Here is a 20,167-nt window from a genome sequence, read left to right as displayed (position 1 = left end):
TCTATGGAGTAAGAAATGAAAAAGTATATTTCAATTTTTTTATTAATCCCATTGATGGCATGTGCTCGTCCATCATCTTTTTCTGGTACTTGGTCATATACTGATCAGGTTGAAGATACTGTGGGAGGGAAAGAATTGGTTCTCAAGCAGGAGGGTAATTCAGTTACAGGAGTATGGAATGAGGGAATTTCGACAGGTAGCGGGGGAAGTGGAAAATTAAAAGGATATGTGAAGGGAAATAAACTATTTTTAAGTTATTGTTCTGATGAGGGAAATAACTGGTATGAGTCTTGTCCTAGATACGATAGTAATGAAAGTTATTTTATTATAGATAATAATAAGATTATTGAATTTTATAAAAATAATAATAAAGAATATAAAAAGGGTAAAGAATTTATTTTGATTAAATAAGGATTTTTAAATCATGGTGTCAAATAATCAACAAAAAACATTAAGTAAAGAAGATTTTCAAACAATAGCTTATTTTGCAGTAGGTGTTTCTTCTGAATCAAAATTAAATGCTTATAAATTAGTTATAGCAGCAAATACTAAAAATGGGAAATTATATCCTGTTGGGAATAGTGGATATTCTATCGGAACAATACAAACCGATTTAGGACAGCATCCCGAAGTTGTAAAAGATTTAGTTGATGCATATCAAAAATGGGCTTTAGAGAAAAAACCCGAATGGAAACTTTCTGAAAAACAAGAAAAGGATATTATTCATGATTTAGGAAGGACAGGTAGAGAGATAGAAAAAGAAGATGGAAGACCGTTACCAGCTGAGTTTAAAGCTAGGTTTAATCAATTCTTCAGTAGTAAAGATGGAATTACTTGGGTTCATACTCGAGATGTAAATCAGATTAATAAGATTGAGAAAAATATTTTTACTCCTTTGCAAGAGACAGAGTTATATAAAAAATTGTCTTTTGATGACAAAATACAATTAGTAGCAGTAACTTCGAAACTTTACAATCAAAGTGAACGCAATGGGAGAACAGTATTACAAGAAATTAAAAATGGTAAATTTCATTCAGTTAATGAGGTAAATAATAGAATTGATAGTATTCTTAAGGACAAAAATGACTATATAGAAACTGGTAGAAAAGAGGCAGTATTAGGTGCAATTCTAATTTCTCAATTAAATAAAATGGGAAAAAATAATATTTTATCTGATGAGTGGGATAGTGTTAAAACGAATCCTCTTGAAAATCCTTCTAAATTAGAAGGAGATAAAAAAAATAGTCATGATGAAATTAGAAAATTGTTTAATGAGCCTGAGAAATCTATTAATAAAATTAAACGAGAAGAAGGTAAAAAAGTAAGTGCTCAGGTTTCTCGTGATGATTTTAGTGCGCTAATTGATAATCTTATAAGTGATAAAGATGGTTCATTTACTAAGCAAGTTATTGCCGATAACAAAAATATTGTTGCTGCTTTAGATGCAAAAGTTCAAGAAAAAATAATACAAGAACAACAAAATATGGCTCAAGAAGTACAACAGAAAGCAAATGAGCAAAGTTTCGGTGGTCGTTCCCTTGGATAATAATGACGTTGCAAACTGAAGTAATCCCCTATGCCGTCTGAAAGTCAGTGGCGTAGATTTTCTCAAACTTTTGATACTAAGGAACTTATATGTGCGGTATCGTAGGTGCTATTCGCGCCAATCACAATGTAGTCGATTTTCTGACCGATGGTCTCAAACGCCTTGAATATCGGGGCTACGATTCGTCGGGTATTGCCGTAAACATGGACGGCAAAATCAAACGCGTCCGCCGCGTCGGCCGCGTGCAGCTGATGGAAGATGCTGCACGCGAAAAAGGCGTGTTTGGCCATATCGGCATCGGCCATACCCGTTGGGCGACCCACGGCGGCGTAACCGAGCCTAACGCCCACCCCCATATTTCCGGCGGCATGATTGCGGTTGTCCACAACGGCATCATCGAAAACTTCGAAGCCGAACGCGAACGCCTGCAAGCTCTGGGTTACACCTTCGAATCGCAAACCGATACCGAAGTCATCGCCCACAGTGTCAACCACGAATACACGCAAAACGGCGGCAAACTGTTTGAAGCCGTCCAAGCTGCGACTGCCCGTTTCCACGGCGCATACGCCATTGCTGTTATCGCACAAGACAACCCTGAAGAAATGGTTGTTGCGCGCATGGGCTGCCCGCTGTTGGTGGCCTTGGGCGACCAGGAAACCTTCATCGCTTCCGATGTATCCGCCGTGATTGCCTTTACCCGCCGCATCGCCTACTTGGAAGACGGCGACATCGCCCTGCTGAACGCAAACGGTATCGAAAAACTGCTCGACAAAACCGGTGCTCAAACCGAACGCGCGGTTAAAGTATCCGAATTGTCTCTGGCTTCTTTGGAGTTGGGCCCATACAGCCACTTCATGCAAAAAGAAATCCACGAACAACCCCGCGCCATCGCCGATACCGCCGAAGTCTTCTTGGACGGTGGTTTTGAACCTGAAAACTTCGGTGCGAACGCCCGCGAAGTGTTCGACGATATCCACAGCATCAAAATCCTTGCCTGCGGCACGTCCTACTATGCCGCGCTGACTGCCAAATACTGGCTCGAATCCATTGCCAAAGTGCCGACCGACGTGGAAATCGCCAGCGAATACCGCTACCGCGACGTGATTGCCGATCCGAAACAACTGGTCATCACCATTTCCCAATCCGGCGAAACCCTGGACACCATGGAAGCCCTGAAATACGCGCAATCCTTGGGACACAAACACAGCCTGTCTATCTGTAACGTGATGGAATCCGCCCTGCCGCGTGAAAGCGAATTGGTACTGTACACACGCGCCGGCGCAGAAATCGGCGTTGCCTCTACCAAAGCGTTCACGACCCAACTGGTTGTCTTGTTCGGCCTGGCCGTTACCTTGGGCAAACACCGCGGCCTGGTTTCCGACGAACAGGCGCGTGAATACGTCGAAGAATTGCGCCAACTGCCGGGCAGCATTCAGCACGTTCTCAACCTTGAGCCGCAAATCGCCGCTTGGGCGCAAAAATTTGCCAAGAAAACCAGCGCACTCTTCCTGGGCCGCGGCATCCACTTCCCGATTGCCCTCGAAGGCGCGTTGAAGCTGAAAGAGATTACCTATATCCACGCCGAAGCTTATCCTGCGGGTGAGCTGAAACACGGCCCGTTGGCATTGGTGGACGAGAACATGCCCGTTGTCGTGATTGCCCCGAACGACAGCCTGTTGGACAAAGTGAAAGCCAATATGCAGGAAGTCGGCGCACGTGGCGGCGAACTCTTCGTCTTCGCCGACCTCGACAGCAACTTCAACGCCACCGAAGGCGTGCACGTCATCCGCGCCCCACGCCACGTCGGCGTACTCTCACCGATTGTGCACACCATCCCCGTGCAACTCCTGTCTTACCACGCTGCCCTCGCACGCGGTACAGACGTGGACAAACCGCGCAACTTGGCTAAATCGGTAACGGTTGAGTAAAGCCTGGCTTAAACGATAAAAGGTCGTCTGAAAAGTTTCAGACGACCTTGATTATTAATTAAAGGCAAACAAATGAATAAAGTCTATAAATACCTACTGGCAATCGCTGCTTTGGCGGCAGCAGGCTTCGGTATATATGAATATACTGCGCCCGATAAATACCAATACTGGAAAGAACTGATTGCCAAAGACCCCAAGCCTGACGGGGTTTCGGAACAGGAATACAGGGAAAAACTCAGGGCAGGTTACTGCTGGCGGGACAGGAAATTTTACACCCCTGAGGAATTACACAGGAAAGCAATGGTCAGTTTTGCAGGTAGGTTGTTGGGAGAAACAGAAGCCTATAAGGCCAACATGACCACCAATCAGGGCGGACGGGATTATTCTACGGGAGCAGACTGCGTACGTCACGAAAAGGCCTGTAGCGTCTGGTTTGTCCCGCAGGATTACACTAACGAGCAATGGGATAGTATGTTTTTGGCGGAGAAAGATCCGACGGATGGGACGCTGCTGGCAAAATATCCTAAAAAGGAAATCAGACAGGAAAATGATTTGAAAAACTATTTGAAACAATATGACAATAAAGGTTTTACTTTGATTCTTAGAGGTCCCAGTAAGAACGGTGCAGATGTGTATGGTTCTGATTGCTGTACAGTTTTAAGTAAAAAAGAGGCTGAACCAATAATTAAAAAAGATGCTTTAATTACTTATTTGGAAGGAGCAGCAATTTTTCCAGAAAATGACATACCCCAAAATATCAATATTCAAAATTACGGAGTAGGTAATTTTTATTTTAAATTTACTGGTGTAGATCCTGGCCTGCATAGATGGAATGTAAATAAAGAGAGAACGTATCAACAATACGCTACAGAAATATTATTCATGAACAATTGCGGAGATGTTTTGTGGCAACCTTTTTATGTCAAATAACTTATCTTCTTAACGAGGAGCAACATTATCATGCCAGATAACCAAAAATCTTTAGCTGTATCCGATGTTACAGTAGATAGAATTTTATCCCAATATTTGTGGAACAGCCCGATACCACCCAAAAGAGAAGATATGGGAATATCGATAACATCAGCTAATCGTACACCAGTAAAAATTGACGCAACCGACTATATGAAGAATGGTGCAGGCAGATATGCCACGGCAGCAGATTTCAAGATGTTTGAGAATTTTTTTAAAGCCTCGAATTTACCTGCAAGAAATACACCTTATTCTTTCGATGAGATTGGTAATAAAATCTATGGGGTAGAGAGATTTAACAGTTGGAAAAATGGTTTCTACAGTACGACTCCAGGAAATGGTTTTACTGTCGCTGTTTCTCAATACGGAATCGACACTTCATCTTCAGACTACGTCGAACGTGCTTTTATCTTCGGTTCAACACAAGTAGTTGTTACACCTGATGATCTTAGAAAGCTCCAATTCTTCGTCCGTCCGGACGGCAGCCGCGAAATTCGCAACCTCAGAATCACGCCCAAAGACGACAACTTCGATTTTATCGGCGGTTCATCTTCCCAAGACGCTTCGGGCAGGATGTTAAAAATGATGGTAGATACGGCAAACGCGGGGTTCAAGAAAGCTATTGATCCGAAAGGTATAGGCAGGTCTGTACCCCTTGTCTATACCGATACCGACAAGCTGCCGTTTGTCAATATTACGGATAAGGACTTCAAAAGACTCCAATCGGAGAAATCGAACCAAGAAAAACCAGATATTCTGATGGAAGAAACAGGTATTCTTCTGTTTCGTCAAGGAGGAGGGTTATTTAATAAGCTGAAAAAATCACCAGCCTTATATGATAAAAGCCTGCTGGGGCGTTGGCGAGACATTGAGCAGAATGCCAACGAAATGTACCAAAAAACCCGTGACCTTATCGAAAAAGATCCAAATATGATGTCTTTGGATGAAAGGGATGAACGCGATCAATACGCGGCGGATATTGATAAACCAACGGCTTTAACTATTGAGGATATGCCGCAAAACGCCCAAAAAATCTATCATCAAGGGAAACAGATTTTTGCTGATTTTTGTGCCCAGAAAAACATCGCTTACGATGCAAATAGTTTGGACAATATTGCGATGTCGTTAGCTTCAGTGGCTTATAAAAACAAGATGAGTGGTGTGTCTTTAATCAATATTAACGATAATGGGAAAGTCTCGGTCGGACACAGAGCCCCCGGATTAATAATGGCTTCTGTAGATATGTGGGAAGCGGCTAAGACGCCGGTAGAGGAAAGCCTGAGCCAAATTCAGCAAACGGCACAACGAATTGAATATGAGGAGCAACAAAAACAAATCGTGCAATCCCAATCACATGGAGCGAGGATTTCTTAAGTAAAATCAAAAGAAAATGTAAAAAGGGGACTTAAATTCTACCAATTATCTACAAATGGTTTGATTGATTTTAAACAAAGCTAAAGGCCGTCTGAAACCTATTTCAAGGTTTCAGACGGCCTGTTGTTTTAAAGCGTTTTATTCTGCGCCGACAACGACGGTGTTGAGGTCTTTGAATTTGACGCGGCGTTGCCATGCGTCGCGGACTTGTTCGACGGTCAGGCTGTTGATGGCTTTGGGGTAGGCTTCCAAGTAGTCGTTGGGCAGGTCGTAGAGGCCGATCAGGCTCAGGTAGTTAAGCAGTTTGTCGTTGGAGTCGTAGCGCAGGGGGAAGCTGCCGACGATGTTGGCTTTGGCCTGTTTCAGTTCGGCTTCGGTCGGGCCTTCGGCGATAAACTGTTCGATGACGGCTTGGGTGTCGGCCAGTGAGGCTTTGGTGTTTTTCTTTTGGGTGGAGTAGGAAACGGCAAACGTGCCTTCTTCTGTCGCCGGGGCGAGGCTGCTGTATACGCCGTAGGTGTAGCCGTGTTGGTCGCGCAAAACTTTCATGAGGCGGCTGTCGAAACCGCCACCGCCGAGGATGTAGTTACCGGCAACGAGGGCGTAATAGTCGGGGTCGTGGCGTTTGATGAGGGAGGTGCCGAGCAGGACTTGTGCTTGTGTGCCGGCAAAGGGGATGTCGCGGCGTTGGGCGGTTTGTTTGGGAACGGGCGGGATGGCGTGGGTTGCGGTGGCTTTGGCCGGCAGGTCTTTGAGGACGCGATCGACCAGTTGCTCTGCCTGTTTGCGGTTGAGGTCGCCGACGATGGCGACGATGGCGTTGTCTTTGCCGTAGTGGGTACGGTGGAAGGCGCGGATGTCGTCGAGGTTGACGCGTTTGAGGCTGTCAACGGTTATGTTTGCGCCGCTGCCGTAGGGGTGTTTCGGGTAGATGAGTTTGGTCAGTTCGCGCGTGGCGGTGTAGTCGGGGGTGGTTTCTTGTTGTTGCAAGCCGGTAATGGATTGGGTTTGACGGCGGCGGAAAACGGCTTCGTCAAAGCGCGGACGGGTCAGCGAGTGGTTGAGCAAGTTGGCGGCTTTGTCGCGGATGTCGGCTTTGCTGAGGCTGCGGAAGCCTGCGGACGCGCTTTCGGCATTGCTGTCGCTGCTGATTTGTGCGCCGATGTTGTCGGCTTCGGCATTGAAGGCTTCTTCGTCCAGCTCTTGGGTGCCGTCGGTCAGGAGGGCGGCGGTAAATTCGGCAACTTGGCTTTTGCCGTCCGGATTGGCGACGCTGCCTGCGCCCTTGAAGCTGACTTCAAGGTCGATGATGGGGTTTTCGTGGCGTTCGACAAGGAGGATTTGGGTACCGTCGCGGTTGCGCCAGCGTTGGATGTCGGTGGCGGCTTGGACGCTTAAGGGCAGGAGTAGGGCAAGGGCGAGCAGGGTGGGTTTCATGTTGTGGCTTTCTGTTAGGGCCGTCTGAAAGGATATGGGCTTTCAGACGGCCTGATGTTTATCGGCGTTTGGCAGCTTTTTTGCTTGGTGCGGCGGCTGTTTTTTGTGGCTCGATGATGACGGTACTCATGCGCTCGTCGGTCAACATCCGGGCGGCGGCCTGTACTTCTTGTGCGCTGACGGCCTGTAGGCGGCGGTGGATTTCTTGTTCGTCGGTATATTGGAAACCGCGCGCTTCGAGGCGGCCCATCATGGAGGCTTGGGAAGACATGGAGTCTTTGGCGTAGATTTCGTTGACCGCTGCTTGGGTTTTGACGCGCTGCAATTCTTCTTCTGAAACGCCGTGGTCGGCAATGTCTTTGATTTCTTGGCGCAGCTGGGCAATCAGAGTATCGGTTTTCACGCCTTCGGCAGGCATGGCTATGACGCTGAACAGCGGCATCTCTCGGCTGATGATGTCGTAATGCGTTCCTGCGCTCAATGCGGTTTGCTTGCCGCGCACGAGGTTTTTATCAAAACGGCTGGACGCGTTGCCTGCCAAAATATCGGAGAGGATGTCGAGGGCGAAAGGCATCGTGTCATCGAGTTTTTGGAGTTTCGGTACACGGAAGTTGATGGCAATCAGCGGCTGGTGTGTAACCGGAGAAGTGGCTTTGACCGTAACAGGCTTGCGCAAATAGGGTTCGGTATGGAGCTTGTTGCGCGGCGGCTGGGCTTTGGCCGGAATATCGCCAAAGAGTTTGGCGGCCGTCTGAAGCGTTTGTTTGGCATCGACATCGCCGACAATGACCAATACGGCATTGTTGGGCGCGTAATATTGTTTGTACCACGCGCGCAGGTCGTCGGCTTTTAGGGTGTGCAAATCTTTCATGTAGCCGATGACGGAGGCGCGCATGGACGGTTGGGTAAAGGCGGCAAGATAGGCTTGCTCCCACATTTTACCGTCGGCCGTGTCTTCCGTGCGTTGGCGGCGTTCTTCGCGGATGACGTTCATCTCGTTGAGGAATTCTTTGTCGCTGAAGTTGAGGTTGTGCATGCGGTCGGCTTCGAGCTTCAGAATCTCGGGCAGGTTGGCGGCGGCGACGTTTTCGTAATACACCGTTTCATTGCGGTTGGTGTAGGCGTTGTTTTGCCCGCCCAGCTCGGACACGCGGCGGTTGAACTCGCCGGAGGGGACGTCTTTCGTGCCTTTAAACATCATGTGTTCCAAAGCGTGGCTCAGGCCGCTTTTGCCCGGTTTTTCATCCACGCTGCCGATTTTGTACCAAATCTGCGAAACGGCCACAGGCGCGCGGTGGTCTTCTTTGACGATGATTTTCAGACCGTTGGGCAGGGTTTCAGAAAGCGTCTGCGCCCATGAGGCGGCAGGCAGCGCGAAGGCAAGCATTAAAGCAATTCGGCGTAACATGGTTTAATCCGTAAAATGAAAATCAATCGCCAAAGTATAGCGGAAAATCTGCAAAGATTGGCCGAATGTTTCAGACGGCCTGCGGCTTTATCTGCTGATTCACATCAAGCGCGGCCGTTGCCAATCTTTACCGTCGCGCCTCATTCGCGGATAATCCCAAACATTCCCGTTCCCAACCATCACAAAGGAATCATCATGGCATTTTTGAAACTGACCGAACAAAATGTTCAAGGCAAAACCGTTCTGATCCGCGCCGATATGAACGTACCGTTCAAAGACGGCAACATCAGCGATGACACCCGTATCCGTGCTTCGCTCGCATCCATCAAATACTGCTTGGACAACGGCGCGTCTGTGATCGTGATGACCCACCTCGGCCGTCCGACCGAAGGCGAATTCCATCCTGAAGACGATGTAGCGCCTGTTGCCGCGCATTTGGGCAAACTGTTGGGCAAAGACGTGAAAGTATTGAACGACTGGCGTGAAAATAAACCGACTTTGAACGCCGGTGATGTCGTGATGTTGCAAAACGTGCGCATCAACAAAGGCGAGAAGAAAAACGACTTGGAGCTGGGCAAAGCCTACGCTTCTTTGTGCGATGTGTTCGTCAATGACGCGTTCGGTACCGCCCACCGCGCCCAAGCTTCGACTGAAGCCGTTGCCCAAGCCGCACCGGTTGCCTGCGCAGGCGTGTTGATGGCGGGCGAACTCGACGCTTTGGGCAAAGCCCTGAAACAACCGGCTCATCCGATGGTTGCCATCGTTGCCGGCAGCAAAGTGTCCACCAAACTGACCATCCTCGAATCTTTGGCCGACAAAGTCGACCAACTCATCGTCGGTGGCGGTATTGCCAACACATTCTTACTGGCAGAAGGCAAAGCCATCGGCAAATCTTTGGCCGAACACGATTTGGTGGAAGAATCCAAAAAAATCATGGCGAAAATGGCGGCCAAAGGCGGCTCTGTTCCGCTACCGACCGATGTGGTTGTCGCTAAAGCCTTTGCCGCCGATGCGGAAGCTGTGGTGAAAGACATTGCCGACGTTGCCGAAGACGACATGATTTTGGACATCGGCCCGAAATCCGCCGCTGCTTTGGCCGAGCTGCTCAAAGCCGCAGGCACTGTCGTATGGAACGGCCCGGTCGGCGTGTTTGAGTTTGACCAATTTGCCGGCGGTACCAAAGTATTGGCCGAAGCGATTGCCCAAAGCGATGCGTTCTCGATTGCCGGCGGCGGCGACACTTTGGCGGCGATTGCCAAATTCGGCGTGACCGACCAAATCAGCTACATCTCCACCGGCGGCGGCGCGTTCCTCGAATTCTTGGAAGGCAAAGAGTTGCCTGCCGTAGCCGCTTTGGAAAAACGCGGCGCATAATCGGTTTTAATCTTGATGGCTGAATAAAGGCCGTCTGAAATCTGGAATCAGGTTTCAGACGGCCTTATTTATTTTGTTGAAATGTGTTATCGGTTTAGGCGGTTTGCGTATCCGACTGTCTGTGCAATGCCTGATAACACGGTGCAAGCTGGCGGATGATGAGGTCGAGCTGGTGTTTGAGGATTTGGTTTTGTTGGGACTGCTCTTTGTCGGTCTGTTCCAAATCGGCAAACTCCTGTCGGATGGCTTCGATGCTTGCATCGAAGGTGGCCGGTTCGGTCTGCGGCATTTGTTTGAGGAGTTCGGCGATGTGGTGGGTCAGGCGGGCATATGGGGCGAAGGTATCGCTGCCGTCGTGATGAACCTGGTCACGGTATGCGCCGAGCGCAGAAATGTGGCCGGTCAGCGCATAGCTGGTTTTGAGCAGGGTAAAACCGTCTTGCAGGCGGTCTTGGTATTTTTTCGGGTTGCTGCTCATGTCGGATAAGGTGCTGCTGAGGGCGGCGGTGCTTTCGTGGGCTTGGCGTCGGGTGAGGCGGTAGTCGACATCGTCGCGGCTGCCGTTTTGCAGCTGGTCGAGGATGGCGTCGAGATAGCGGCCGTTGGCAGTGATGGTCTGGGCGGCTGTGTGGCTGAGGGTGAGGTAACGCCAATCGGGCCAGAGGTAGGTGGCGGCGGCCCATGCGATAACGGAACCGACGATGGTGTCGATGATGCGGATGGGCATGGCGTGGTACACGTCCAAACCAGCAAGCGAGAGGCTGGTCAGGGCTTGGATGGTGATGAAGAAGGTGGAGAAGCTGTATTTGTAGCTTCGGGTCATGAAGAACAGGGTGGTGCTGGCGATGACAATCCAGAGTTTGGTTTCAACGGACGGGGTGAAGTAGGGGACGAGCGAACCGACAATCACGCCGAGAATCGTGCCGGCTATACGTTGGTACACGCGGCTTTTGGTGGCGGTGTAGTTGGGCTGGCAGACAAAGAGGGCGGTCAGCAGAATCCAGTAGCCGAGGTTGAGATGGAGGATTTCGACGATGATGCAGGCCGCGGCCACGACGATGGAGAGGCGGGTGGCATGGCGGAAGACGCCGGATTCGAAATTGAGCTGGCTGAGGACGGTCTCGCCGATGTTGCGGAACTTGGTGTTTTCAAGGGCGGCGATGCGGGTGTCGGTGTTGTCGTTTTCGGCAAGGGACGCATCGTTTTGCAGTTGCCGCAGTTGGTAATCGACGCTGCTGAGGTTGTCGAGCAGGCGGCGGATATTGTGGAGGTTGGCATTGTCGGCGTGGGTTTCGGCAAAATGGCCGAGGGATTGGCGGCAGCCTTCCATGGCGCGGCCGAGGCGTTTGCTGTATGCGTAGGGTTTGTTGTTGCGCAGGGTGGCGGCAATGTTGCGGCACGCCTGACCCTGCATTTCGAGCAGGCGGCGGATGCGGAAGATGAGGTCGGTGTTTTTGAGCTGCTCGGCCATTTCGCTGTAATCGACGTGGGCGGAGCTGATGCGTTCGTGCATGTCTTGCGCGCTGAGGTAGTAGCGCAGCATTTTGGCGGTGCGCGGATGGCGGTGTTGGCCGCGTAATCGGTAGAAAAGTGCGGCACGGCATTGGTTGAAGGCGGTAATCACGCCGGTGTTGCTCATGGCCAGGTCGATTTGGCGGTTGCCCAGCCATGCGGCTTCGTCGGGATCGAAAAAGTCGGCTTTGGCATCGAAGTAGTTGCTGAGTGCGTCGTAGGCGTTGGCGACGGTTTCTTGGACGGGGCGGTGGGGCAGGATGATTTGGAAGATCAGGGTGTTGACGCTGTATAGGACGGTGCCCAGCAGAATCATGACGGGATTGGTCAGCCAGTAGCTTTCGGGGGTGTAGGTCAGCGTGGTGTAGGTGGCGACGGCGAGCGCACCGAAAGCGATGGTACGGTATTTGAGGCCGACGGTGCCGAGGATGGTGAAGCCGAAAGTCATCAGGGTCATAGCCAAGATGAAGGGAATGCCTGTGCCGATGGTGCTTTGGGCAAGCAGTGAGGAGAGGGTAAACAGGGCGACGGTGATAACGATGTTTATCAGACGGCCTGTGAGGCGGTTGTCCAAATCGACCAAACCGCCGGCAATAATGCCGAGTACGAAGGGCATGGCGAGTTTGGGGGTGTTAAAGTGCCAAACGAGGGTGGCGGCGATGAATACGCTGGCGAAGACGGGTAGGGAGGCAATGATCAGAGGTTTGAGCGGCGGGGTGTTCATGATTGGGTTGTTTTATTTGTTATGAGATGAATGATTGGATTTTAACAGGATTTTCAGTCGGTTTCAGAATGCTTTAAATGAGATAAGGCCGTCTGAACGGATACGGCGAAATGCTTGATTTCGTTTCCACATCTGTTCAGACGGCCTTGTTTGGCCTGCGTCATCAGGTCATCAGGTTGAGGTCGCTGATGCGGTCGTAGAGACGCTCGGTATTGTTGCCCTCGTCGTGCATTTGAATGCGCAGGCGCAAATCGTTGGCGGATACCGCTTGGCGCAGGGCTTCGCTGAGTTCGATTTGGCCTTGTGCGTAGAGATTGAAGAGATTCTGGTCGAACGTCTGCATGCCGTTGCTGCCGGAGCGTGCCATCAGGTCGCGGATTTCCAGCAATTCGCCTTTGAAAATCAGGTCCTGCATGGCCGGAGTGTTGAGCAGGAGGTCGGTAACGGCCGTGCGTTGGCGGTTTTTCTTGACGACGAGGCGTTGGCCGATGATGCCGACGAGGTTCAACGCCAAATCCATCAAGACCTGTTGGCGGCGGTCTTCCGGATAGAAGTTGATGATGCGCTCGATGGTTTGGGAGGCTGTGCTGGCGTGGATGGTGAAAACGCACAGATGGCCGGTTTGAGCCAGTTGGAGGGCGTATTCCATGCTTTCTTCGCTGCGGACTTCGCCGATACAGACGACGTCGGGTGCTTGACGCATGGCGCTTTGAACGGCGGTTTTCCAGTTGTCGGTATCGATGCCGATTTCGCGCTGGGTGAAGATGCTGCGGCAAGGTTTGTAGATAAACTCGATGGGGTCTTCGATGGTAACGATATGGCCGGGCAGCTTTTGGTTGCGGTAGTTGAGCATGGAGGCCATGGTGGTGGATTTACCCGAACCGGTCGGGCCGGCGAGGATTAGCAGGCCGCGCGGTGCAAGAGCGAGCTCTTGGAGCTTTTCGGGCAAACCGAGGGTCTTCATCTCGGGAATGTCTTGGCTGACGCGGCGCAATACCATGCCGACGCGGCCTTGTTCGTGGTAGGCGTTGACGCGGTAGCGCGTGTTGCTGCGCGATTGGACGGAATAGTTGATTTCCCAGTCGCGGTTGAAGGCTTCGAGCTGGTCGGGGTTCATGGTGGATTCGGCGATGGCGGCGGTGTCCGCGCCGGTCAGTGCCTTGTGGGGCATGGGCGTGAGGGTGCCGCCGACTTTGATGGCAGGGGGAAAGCCTGCGCTGATGAAGATGTCGGAGGCGTTGCGTTTTTCGGCCTCTTCACACATGCGGTCGAGCAGGGGGTGAAGATGCGTGCCGATTTCGGCCGGTGTGGGGATGTGCGGTGCTTGGTTTTTTTGTGAGTAGGCTTGCACCATTTCGCTTAACAGGTCGTGCAGAGGGGCGAGGTCGCTCATGATGATTCTCTTTAAAACGGGTATTCGGTCAGGCTCAAAGGCCGTCTGAAAACGGGATGATGGGGTTCAGACGGCCTGAGTATGGTTTAGAAAACAGAGAGGTTTTCGATGTTTTGCGCTTTGCTGCGTGCCATCTCGGGGCTGATGGTGCCTTGGCGGACAAGGGTTTGCAGGGCTTGATCGAGGGTTTGCATACCGTGGGCCTGACCGGTTTGGAGGGCGGCGTTGATTTGGGCGATTTTGTTTTCGCGGATGAGGTTGCGCACGGCCGGTGTGGAAATCAGGATTTCGTGCGCGGCGACGCGGCCGTTGCCGTCGCGGGTTTTCAGCAGGGTTTGGGAAATGATGGCGCGCAAGGATTCGGACAACATGGAGCGCACGATTTCTTTTTCGCCGGCTGGGAATACGTCGACAATACGGTCGATGGTTTTGGCGGCGCCGGTCGTGTGCAGCGTGCCGAAAACCAAGTGGCCGGTTTCGGCGGCGGTCAGGGCGAGGGAGATGGTTTCAGGGTCGCGCATCTCGCCGATCAGAATCACGTCAGGGTCTTCGCGCAGGGCGGAACGCAGGGCGTTGGTGAAGCTGTGGGTGTGCTGATGCAGCTCGCGTTGGTTGATGAGCGCTTTTTTGCTTTGATGGACGAACTCAATCGGGTCTTCGATGGTCAGAATGTGGGCCGGTTGGGTTTCGTTGATGTAGTTGACCATCGCCGCCAGCGTGGTGGATTTACCCGAACCGGTCGGGCCGGTTACCAAGACCAAACCGCGCGGATTTTCGGCAATTTTTTGGAAAATGCGCGGCGCACGTAATTCTTCCAGCGTCAGGACGGTGCTCGGAATGGTACGGAATACGGCGGCCGGGCCGCGTTCGGTCATAAAGGCGTTGACACGGAAACGGGCAACATTAGGCAGCTCAAATGAGAAATCGACTTCAAAATCCTGTTGATAGAGCTTGCGCTGGTGGTCGTTCATGACCGAGGTAATCATGGTGCCGACTTCTTCCGGGCTCATCTCGGGCAGGTTGATGCGGCGGATGTCGCCGTGTACGCGTATCATAGGGGAAATGCCCGAACTCAAATGGAGGTCGGAGGCTTTGTTTTTCACGCCGAACGCGAGTAAGTCGGTAATCTGCATAATGTGGCCTTGTTTTGGTTTAGAATAATAAAATCGCTTTATTTTAAATAGATAAACCCGTTCGACCAAGTAAAATTTTCAAAATGCCGAGTGATGAACGGGTTAAAGGAGAAAACCATGTCGGTATTGCAACAAAACTATCGGGACGTATGCCGGGCGGTTGAACAGGCGGCTGAGGCTGCAGGGCGGCCTGCGGATGCGGTGAAACTGGTGGCGGTCAGCAAGACGTTTCCGGCAGACGATATCCGCGAAGTGTATGCGGCCGGTCAGCGTGATTTCGGCGAGAACTATATTCAGGAATGGTTTGAAAAAACGGAAACGCTGGCCGATTTGCCGGATATTGTTTGGCACGTTATCGGCGATGTGCAGTCCAATAAAACCAAATTTGTGGCCGAGCGCGCACATTGGGTGCATACGATAGGCCGTCTGAAAACGGCGCGGCGCTTGAGCGAACAAAGGCCGTCTGAAATGCCGCCGTTGCAGGTGTGCATTGAAGTGAACATTGCCGCGGAAGAGGCGAAACACGGCGTAGCGCCCGATGAAGCGGTCGGGCTGGCCCTTGAAGTGGCCAAGTTGCCGAATATTAAAGTGCGCGGATTGATGTGTGTGGCCAAGGCCGACAGCAGCGACGATGAGTTGCGCAGCCAGTTTCACACCATGCAGCGGCTGTTGGCTGAGTTGAACACGGCAGGCGTCGAAGCAGATGTTTTGTCTATGGGTATGTCCGGAGATATGCCAATCGCGGTAGAATGCGGCGCAACCCATATCCGCATCGGCAGCGCGATTTTCGGCAAGCGGCATTATCCTCAAGCGTAAAATTAATGGCCGTCTGAACAGGGCAGACAGCAGTCTCAGACGGCCTGATCGATATCACAAAGGAGTGACATATATTATGAATATCTATTTTCTCGGCGGCGGCAATATGGCGACTGCCATTGCAGGCGGTTTGGTCAAACAAGACGGCTATCGTGTCCACATTGTTGAACGTGGCGCCGAAAGACGTGCGCAGTTGGTTCAAGAATTGGGCGTAGCCACTTCTGAAAACCTGCCCGAATTGAGTGCAGACGACGTCCTTATTCTCGCCGTCAAACCGCAAGACATGCAGGCAGCCTGTCAAAACATCCGTTTGAATGGCGCGCTGGTGTTGTCCGTAGCGGCCGGATTGTCCATCGATACCCTCAGCCAGTATCTGGGCGGCACACGCCGTATCGTACGCATCATGCCCAATACGCCGGCTAAAATCGGCTTGGGTGTATCCGGTATGTTTGCCGATGCAGGCGTTTCAGAAGCTGACCGTACCGTCGCAGACGGCATCATACGTTCTGTCGGCACGACCGTTTGGCTGAACGAGGAAGAGCAACTCCACAATATTACCGGCATCAGCGGCAGCGGCCCCGCCTACGTTTTCTATCTGTTGGGCGCGCTCCAAAAAGCGGCTTTGGCACAAGGTTTCAACGAACAAGATGCACGCGAACTGAGCCTCGCCACATTTAAAGGCGCAGTGGCTTTGGCCGAACAAACCGGCGAAGCATTCGCACAATTACAGCAAAACGTAACTTCCAAAGGCGGTACGACACACGAAGCCATCGAAACCTTCAAAGCCCGTCACGTTGCCGAAGCCATCGAACAGGGCGTAGAAGCCTGCGTCAAACGTTCGCAAGAAATGGCGCAACAATACAAGGCCGTCTGAACATGCGCGGCGACTTGCTCCTATTATTGGCAGACGCCGTTGCCATCCTGTGTATCACACGCTTTTTGCTCCGATACGCAGGATTGGCAGCAGAATACCCCCTGCTCAAATTCAGCATACAGGCAACAGGCTGGCTGACCAAACCTTGGCAAAAAGCATTTCCATCCGGCGAGAAAACCGATTGGTACTGCCTGCCTTCAGGTTTCCTGGTGTATTACCTTACCTGTACCGCCATTATTTTCATCTCGCCGGCATTATCCATCAGCAATAAGCTGATTCTGGCAAACTTCTGGTTTGCCATACTCCATATGCTGAAAGCCGCAGCCTATACATTACTTATCGCTCTGATTATCAGAATGGTGTCCAGCATACAGGGCCGCTATTCGCCGTTGACCTATGCCATCGAACGAATCCTGCAGCCATTGCTCAAACCGTTTTCCCTCTTACGCGCAGGGCGATACGATTTTTCAGGCAGTTTGCTGGCACTCTTATTATGGTTGTGGCTGACACGATGGTTTCCCCAGCTTATCCAGCAAACGAATATATGGTTGCTCCAATAGGCCGTCTGAAAGCGCAGCAGGTATTAACGACCAAAAATACAACGTCCTAAAAAGCACATTAATATATTTAGGCGTAAGCTAGTGCAAAAAAGTGCAAATCGAAATATAAAGAACAAATGAATAGGTAAAACATGATATGATTCGCCCAATTTCCAAAACGGAAATTCAAGAAAACCCAATAAAAGCAAACCCATAGCATCCAAATCATTAACATAAACCGAAAGCAGACACCATGGCAAAGCTGACAGAACAAGATATTTTAAACTGGGATGGTCCCGAAGAGGACTACATGAACAGCGACCAATTGGCCTTCTTCCGCGAACTACTGGTTAAAATGCAAGAAGAGCTGATTGAAAATGCAAACACCACTACCGGCCATCTCCAAGAGCACGAATCCGCCCCCGATCCTGCCGACCGCGCTACCCAAGAAGAAGAATACGCTTTAGAACTGCGTACCCGCGACCGCGAGCGTAAACTTCTCAGCAAAGTACAAGCGACCATCCGCAGCATTGACGAAGGCGATTACGGTTTCTGTGCCGATACCGGCGAACCCATCGGCCTCAAACGCCTGCTGGCACGTCCGACCGCGACACTGTCCGTAGAAGCGCAAGAGCGACGCGAACGAATGAAAAAACAGTTTGCCGACTAAAATATAGACATAAAACCTCAAAAAGGCCGTCTGAAATACTCTTTCAGACGGCCTTAGTATTGAACCGGGTTGGATTTGGGAAGCGAATAGGGAAGATTTGAGGTGTTTTTAGAAAAATAAAAAACCTGTTAAAACAGGGGAGTGATTAAATTTTTGAAAATAATTTTGCGAAAGGTGTTGACTGGTTTTGTTGGGAGGCGTATAGTTCGGTTTTTCGCTGCTGACGCGGTGAAGAAAACGAAGCAGACAGTATAACACAGTTGGTTGAAATTTTCGATAATTTTAGTTGACTTTTGAAAATTGTACTGTATAATTCGATTCGCTCTTTAAAAAACAGATTACCGATAAGTGTGAGTGCATTAGGCCTCACACTGTTTGAAAGACAGACAAGATGATGTTTTAGACATTGTCCTGTCGGTTTCTTTGAAGCAGACCAGAAGTTATAAGTTAGAGATTGAACATAAGAGTTTGATCCTGGCTCAGATTGAACGCTGGCGGCATGCTTTACACATGCAAGTCGGACGGCAGCACAGAGAAGCTTGCTTCTTGGGTGGCGAGTGGCGAACGGGTGAGTAACATATCGGAACGTACCGAGTAATGGGGGATAACTAATCGAAAGATTAGCTAATACCGCATATTCTCTGAGGAGGAAAGCAGGGGACCTTCGGGCCTTGCGTTATTCGAGCGGCCGATATCTGATTAGCTAGTTGGTGGGGTAAAGGCCTACCAAGGCGACGATCAGTAGCGGGTCTGAGAGGATGATCCGCCACACTGGGACTGAGACACGGCCCAGACTCCTACGGGAGGCAGCAGTGGGGAATTTTGGACAATGGGCGCAAGCCTGATCCAGCCATGCCGCGTGTCTGAAGAAGGCCTTCGGGTTGTAAAGGACTTTTGTCAGGGAAGAAAAGGCTGTTGCTAATACCGACAGCTGATGACGGTACCTGAAGAATAAGCACCGGCTAACTACGTGCCAGCAGCCGCGGTAATACGTAGGGTGCGAGCGTTAATCGGAATTACTGGGCGTAAAGCGAGCGCAGACGGTTACTTAAGCAGGATGTGAAATCCCCGGGCTCAACCTGGGAACTGCGTTCTGAACTGGGTGACTAGAGTGTGTCAGAGGGAGGTAGAATTCCACGTGTAGCAGTGAAATGCGTAGAGATGTGGAGGAATACCGATGGCGAAGGCAGCCTCCTGGGATAACACTGACGTTCATGCTCGAAAGCGTGGGTAGCAAACAGGATTAGATACCCTGGTAGTCCACGCCCTAAACGATGTCAATTAGCTGTTGGGCAACTTGATTGCTTAGTAGCGTAGCTAACGCGTGAAATTGACCGCCTGGGGAGTACGGTCGCAAGATTAAAACTCAAAGGAATTGACGGGGACCCGCACAAGCGGTGGATGATGTGGATTAATTCGATGCAACGCGAAGAACCTTACCTGGTCTTGACATGTACGGAATCCTCCAGAGACGGAGGAGTGCCTTCGGGAGCCGTAACACAGGTGCTGCATGGCTGTCGTCAGCTCGTGTCGTGAGATGTTGGGTTAAGTCCCGCAACGAGCGCAACCCTTGTCATTAGTTGCCATCATTAAGTTGGGCACTCTAATGAGACTGCCGGTGACAAGCCGGAGGAAGGTGGGGATGACGTCAAGTCCTCATGGCCCTTATGACCAGGGCTTCACACGTCATACAATGGTCGGTACAGAGGGTAGCCAAGCCGCGAGGCGGAGCCAATCTCACAAAACCGATCGTAGTCCGGATTGCACTCTGCAACTCGAGTGCATGAAGTCGGAATCGCTAGTAATCGCAGGTCAGCATACTGCGGTGAATACGTTCCCGGGTCTTGTACACACCGCCCGTCACACCATGGGAGTGGGGGATACCAGAAGTAGGTAGGGTAACCGCAAGGAGCCCGCTTACCACGGTATGCTTCATGACTGGGGTGAAGTCGTAACAAGGTAGCCGTAGGGGAACCTGCGGCTGGATCACCTCCTTTCTAGAGAAAGAAGAGGTCTGATGCATTCACACTTATCGGTAAACTGTAAAGATGCGGAAGAGGAAAGCTTGAGTGAAGACAAGATTCGCTTAAGAAGAGAATCCGGGTTTGTAGCTCAGCTGGTTAGAGCACACGCTTGATAAGCGTGGGGTCGGAGGTTCAAGTCCTCCCAGACCCACCAAGAACGGGGGCATAGCTCAGTTGGTAGAGCACCTGCTTTGCAAGCAGGGGGTCATCGGTTCGATCCCGTTTGCCTCCACCAAGCACTTTACAAATTAAAGGAAGCCTGCTATACTTAGCAGCTTATTTTGATTTGCGAAGTGAAATATCGACGCATCGATCTTTAACAAATTGGAAAGCCGAAATCAACAAACAAAGACAATGCGTTTGTTTTGATTTTTTATTCTTTGCAAAGGATAAAGAATCTCTCGCAAGAGAAAAGAAAACAAACACAGTATTTGGGTGATGATTGT

15 protein-coding genes, 2 tRNA genes and 1 rRNA gene are annotated in these 20,167 nt (G+C 50.7%); 13 read left to right on the top strand and 5 right to left on the bottom strand.

What is annotated here, in order from left to right; genetic code table 11:
• The first annotated feature begins 15 nt into the window (after positions 1-15).
• The 5 genes from FOC66_RS10760 to FOC66_RS08440 all read left to right on the top strand — a co-directional run bounded on the left by FOC66_RS10760 (position 16) and on the right by FOC66_RS08440 (position 5,817).
• Positions 16-411: a hypothetical protein gene (locus tag FOC66_RS10760; RefSeq protein WP_231288099.1), complete on the top strand. Its 396-nt coding sequence runs from the start codon at positions 16-18 to the stop codon at positions 409-411.
• Positions 412-424: 13 nt separating this feature from the next.
• Positions 425-1,546 (top strand): hypothetical protein, encoded by a 1,122-nt coding sequence (locus FOC66_RS08455; protein WP_003747672.1) that lies wholly within the window; start codon positions 425-427, stop codon positions 1,544-1,546.
• Positions 1,547-1,635: 89 nt separating this feature from the next.
• Positions 1,636-3,474 carry a glutamine--fructose-6-phosphate transaminase (isomerizing) gene (gene glmS, locus FOC66_RS08450; RefSeq protein ID WP_003747670.1) on the top strand — a complete coding sequence of 613 codons (1,839 nt, stop codon included), beginning with the start codon at positions 1,636-1,638 and terminating at the stop codon, positions 3,472-3,474.
• Positions 3,475-3,546: 72 nt separating this feature from the next.
• Complete coding sequence (locus FOC66_RS08445; protein ID WP_003747667.1) at positions 3,547-4,404, top strand: hypothetical protein; 858 nt, start codon at positions 3,547-3,549, stop codon at positions 4,402-4,404.
• A 30-nt stretch (positions 4,405-4,434) separates the two neighbouring features.
• Positions 4,435-5,817: a calcium-binding protein gene (locus FOC66_RS08440; protein WP_231288098.1), complete on the top strand. Its 1,383-nt coding sequence runs from the start codon at positions 4,435-4,437 to the stop codon at positions 5,815-5,817.
• Between the two features lie 138 nt (positions 5,818-5,955).
• On the opposite strand, the gene FOC66_RS08435 is transcribed toward FOC66_RS08440, so the two are convergent.
• Positions 5,956-7,254, bottom strand: coding sequence for a M16 family metallopeptidase (locus FOC66_RS08435; RefSeq protein WP_003747662.1), 1,299 nt, complete (start codon positions 7,252-7,254; stop codon positions 5,956-5,958).
• A 58-nt stretch (positions 7,255-7,312) separates the two neighbouring features.
• Entirely contained in the window at positions 7,313-8,662 is a 1,350-nt protein-coding gene (locus FOC66_RS08430) for a M16 family metallopeptidase (protein WP_003747659.1), read from the bottom strand.
• Between the two features lie 195 nt (positions 8,663-8,857).
• Here FOC66_RS08430 and FOC66_RS08425 point away from each other — a divergent pair, with 195 nt between their 5' ends.
• Positions 8,858-10,036, top strand: a complete 1,179-nt coding sequence (locus FOC66_RS08425; RefSeq protein ID WP_036493913.1) for a phosphoglycerate kinase — start codon at positions 8,858-8,860, stop codon at positions 10,034-10,036.
• A gap of 94 nt (positions 10,037-10,130) precedes the next feature.
• On the opposite strand, the gene yccS is transcribed toward FOC66_RS08425, so the two are convergent.
• The 3 genes from yccS to FOC66_RS08410 form a co-directional block, all read right to left on the bottom strand.
• The gene (gene yccS / locus FOC66_RS08420; RefSeq protein ID WP_003747655.1) at positions 10,131-12,272 is read right to left on the bottom strand and encodes a YccS family putative transporter; all 2,142 of its coding nucleotides are present in this window, start codon (positions 12,270-12,272) and stop codon (positions 10,131-10,133) included.
• Between the two features lie 163 nt (positions 12,273-12,435).
• The gene (locus tag FOC66_RS08415) at positions 12,436-13,665 is read right to left on the bottom strand and encodes a PilT/PilU family type 4a pilus ATPase (protein ID WP_003747654.1); all 1,230 of its coding nucleotides are present in this window, start codon (positions 13,663-13,665) and stop codon (positions 12,436-12,438) included.
• A gap of 86 nt (positions 13,666-13,751) precedes the next feature.
• Complete coding sequence (locus tag FOC66_RS08410; protein ID WP_003747652.1) at positions 13,752-14,798, bottom strand: type IV pilus twitching motility protein PilT; 1,047 nt, start codon at positions 14,796-14,798, stop codon at positions 13,752-13,754.
• A 117-nt stretch (positions 14,799-14,915) separates the two neighbouring features.
• Between FOC66_RS08410 and FOC66_RS08405 the strand changes: the two genes are divergently transcribed.
• From FOC66_RS08405 to FOC66_RS08375, 7 genes are all read left to right on the top strand, one after another.
• Positions 14,916-15,614 (top strand): YggS family pyridoxal phosphate-dependent enzyme, encoded by a 699-nt coding sequence (locus FOC66_RS08405; RefSeq protein WP_003747651.1) that lies wholly within the window; start codon positions 14,916-14,918, stop codon positions 15,612-15,614.
• Positions 15,615-15,690: 76 nt separating this feature from the next.
• Positions 15,691-16,488, top strand: a complete 798-nt coding sequence (gene proC / locus FOC66_RS08400) for a pyrroline-5-carboxylate reductase (RefSeq protein WP_003747647.1) — start codon at positions 15,691-15,693, stop codon at positions 16,486-16,488.
• Positions 16,489-16,490: 2 nt separating this feature from the next.
• Positions 16,491-17,048, top strand: coding sequence for a YggT family protein (locus FOC66_RS08395; protein ID WP_003747645.1), 558 nt, complete (start codon positions 16,491-16,493; stop codon positions 17,046-17,048).
• 232 nt (positions 17,049-17,280) lie between these two features.
• Positions 17,281-17,697, top strand: a complete 417-nt coding sequence (gene dksA / locus FOC66_RS08390; protein WP_003747644.1) for an RNA polymerase-binding protein DksA — start codon at positions 17,281-17,283, stop codon at positions 17,695-17,697.
• Positions 17,698-18,153: 456 nt separating this feature from the next.
• A 16S ribosomal RNA gene (locus FOC66_RS08385) occupies positions 18,154-19,694 on the top strand.
• Positions 19,695-19,798: 104 nt separating this feature from the next.
• A tRNA-Ile gene (locus tag FOC66_RS08380) sits at positions 19,799-19,875 on the top strand.
• 5 nt (positions 19,876-19,880) lie between these two features.
• A tRNA-Ala gene (locus tag FOC66_RS08375) sits at positions 19,881-19,956 on the top strand.
• Positions 19,957-20,167 lie beyond the last annotated feature (211 nt).

Source organism: Neisseria mucosa, assembly GCF_013267835.1.
Lineage (GTDB): Bacteria > Pseudomonadota > Gammaproteobacteria > Burkholderiales > Neisseriaceae > Neisseria.
Note: the sequence above shows the minus strand (reverse complement) of the source record. Positions and strands in the feature narration are given on the sequence as shown.

Coding starts and splice junctions, on each gene's coding strand:
- FOC66_RS08440 (WP_231288098.1), top strand. CDS start 4,435: ATGCCAGATAACCAAAAATCTTTAGCTGTATCCGATGTTACAGTAGAT.
- FOC66_RS08395 (WP_003747645.1), top strand. CDS start 16,491: ATGCGCGGCGACTTGCTCCTATTATTGGCAGACGCCGTTGCCATCCTG.
- FOC66_RS08410 (WP_003747652.1), bottom strand. CDS start 14,798: ATGCAGATTACCGACTTACTCGCGTTCGGCGTGAAAAACAAAGCCTCC.
- proC (WP_003747647.1), top strand. CDS start 15,691: ATGAATATCTATTTTCTCGGCGGCGGCAATATGGCGACTGCCATTGCA.
- FOC66_RS08425 (WP_036493913.1), top strand. CDS start 8,858: ATGGCATTTTTGAAACTGACCGAACAAAATGTTCAAGGCAAAACCGTT.
- yccS (WP_003747655.1), bottom strand. CDS start 12,272: ATGAACACCCCGCCGCTCAAACCTCTGATCATTGCCTCCCTACCCGTC.
- FOC66_RS08430 (WP_003747659.1), bottom strand. CDS start 8,662: ATGTTACGCCGAATTGCTTTAATGCTTGCCTTCGCGCTGCCTGCCGCC.
- FOC66_RS08435 (WP_003747662.1), bottom strand. CDS start 7,254: ATGAAACCCACCCTGCTCGCCCTTGCCCTACTCCTGCCCTTAAGCGTC.
- dksA (WP_003747644.1), top strand. CDS start 17,281: ATGGCAAAGCTGACAGAACAAGATATTTTAAACTGGGATGGTCCCGAA.
- FOC66_RS08455 (WP_003747672.1), top strand. CDS start 425: ATGGTGTCAAATAATCAACAAAAAACATTAAGTAAAGAAGATTTTCAA.
- glmS (WP_003747670.1), top strand. CDS start 1,636: ATGTGCGGTATCGTAGGTGCTATTCGCGCCAATCACAATGTAGTCGAT.
- FOC66_RS08415 (WP_003747654.1), bottom strand. CDS start 13,665: ATGAGCGACCTCGCCCCTCTGCACGACCTGTTAAGCGAAATGGTGCAA.
- FOC66_RS10760 (WP_231288099.1), top strand. CDS start 16: ATGAAAAAGTATATTTCAATTTTTTTATTAATCCCATTGATGGCATGT.
- FOC66_RS08445 (WP_003747667.1), top strand. CDS start 3,547: ATGAATAAAGTCTATAAATACCTACTGGCAATCGCTGCTTTGGCGGCA.
- FOC66_RS08405 (WP_003747651.1), top strand. CDS start 14,916: ATGTCGGTATTGCAACAAAACTATCGGGACGTATGCCGGGCGGTTGAA.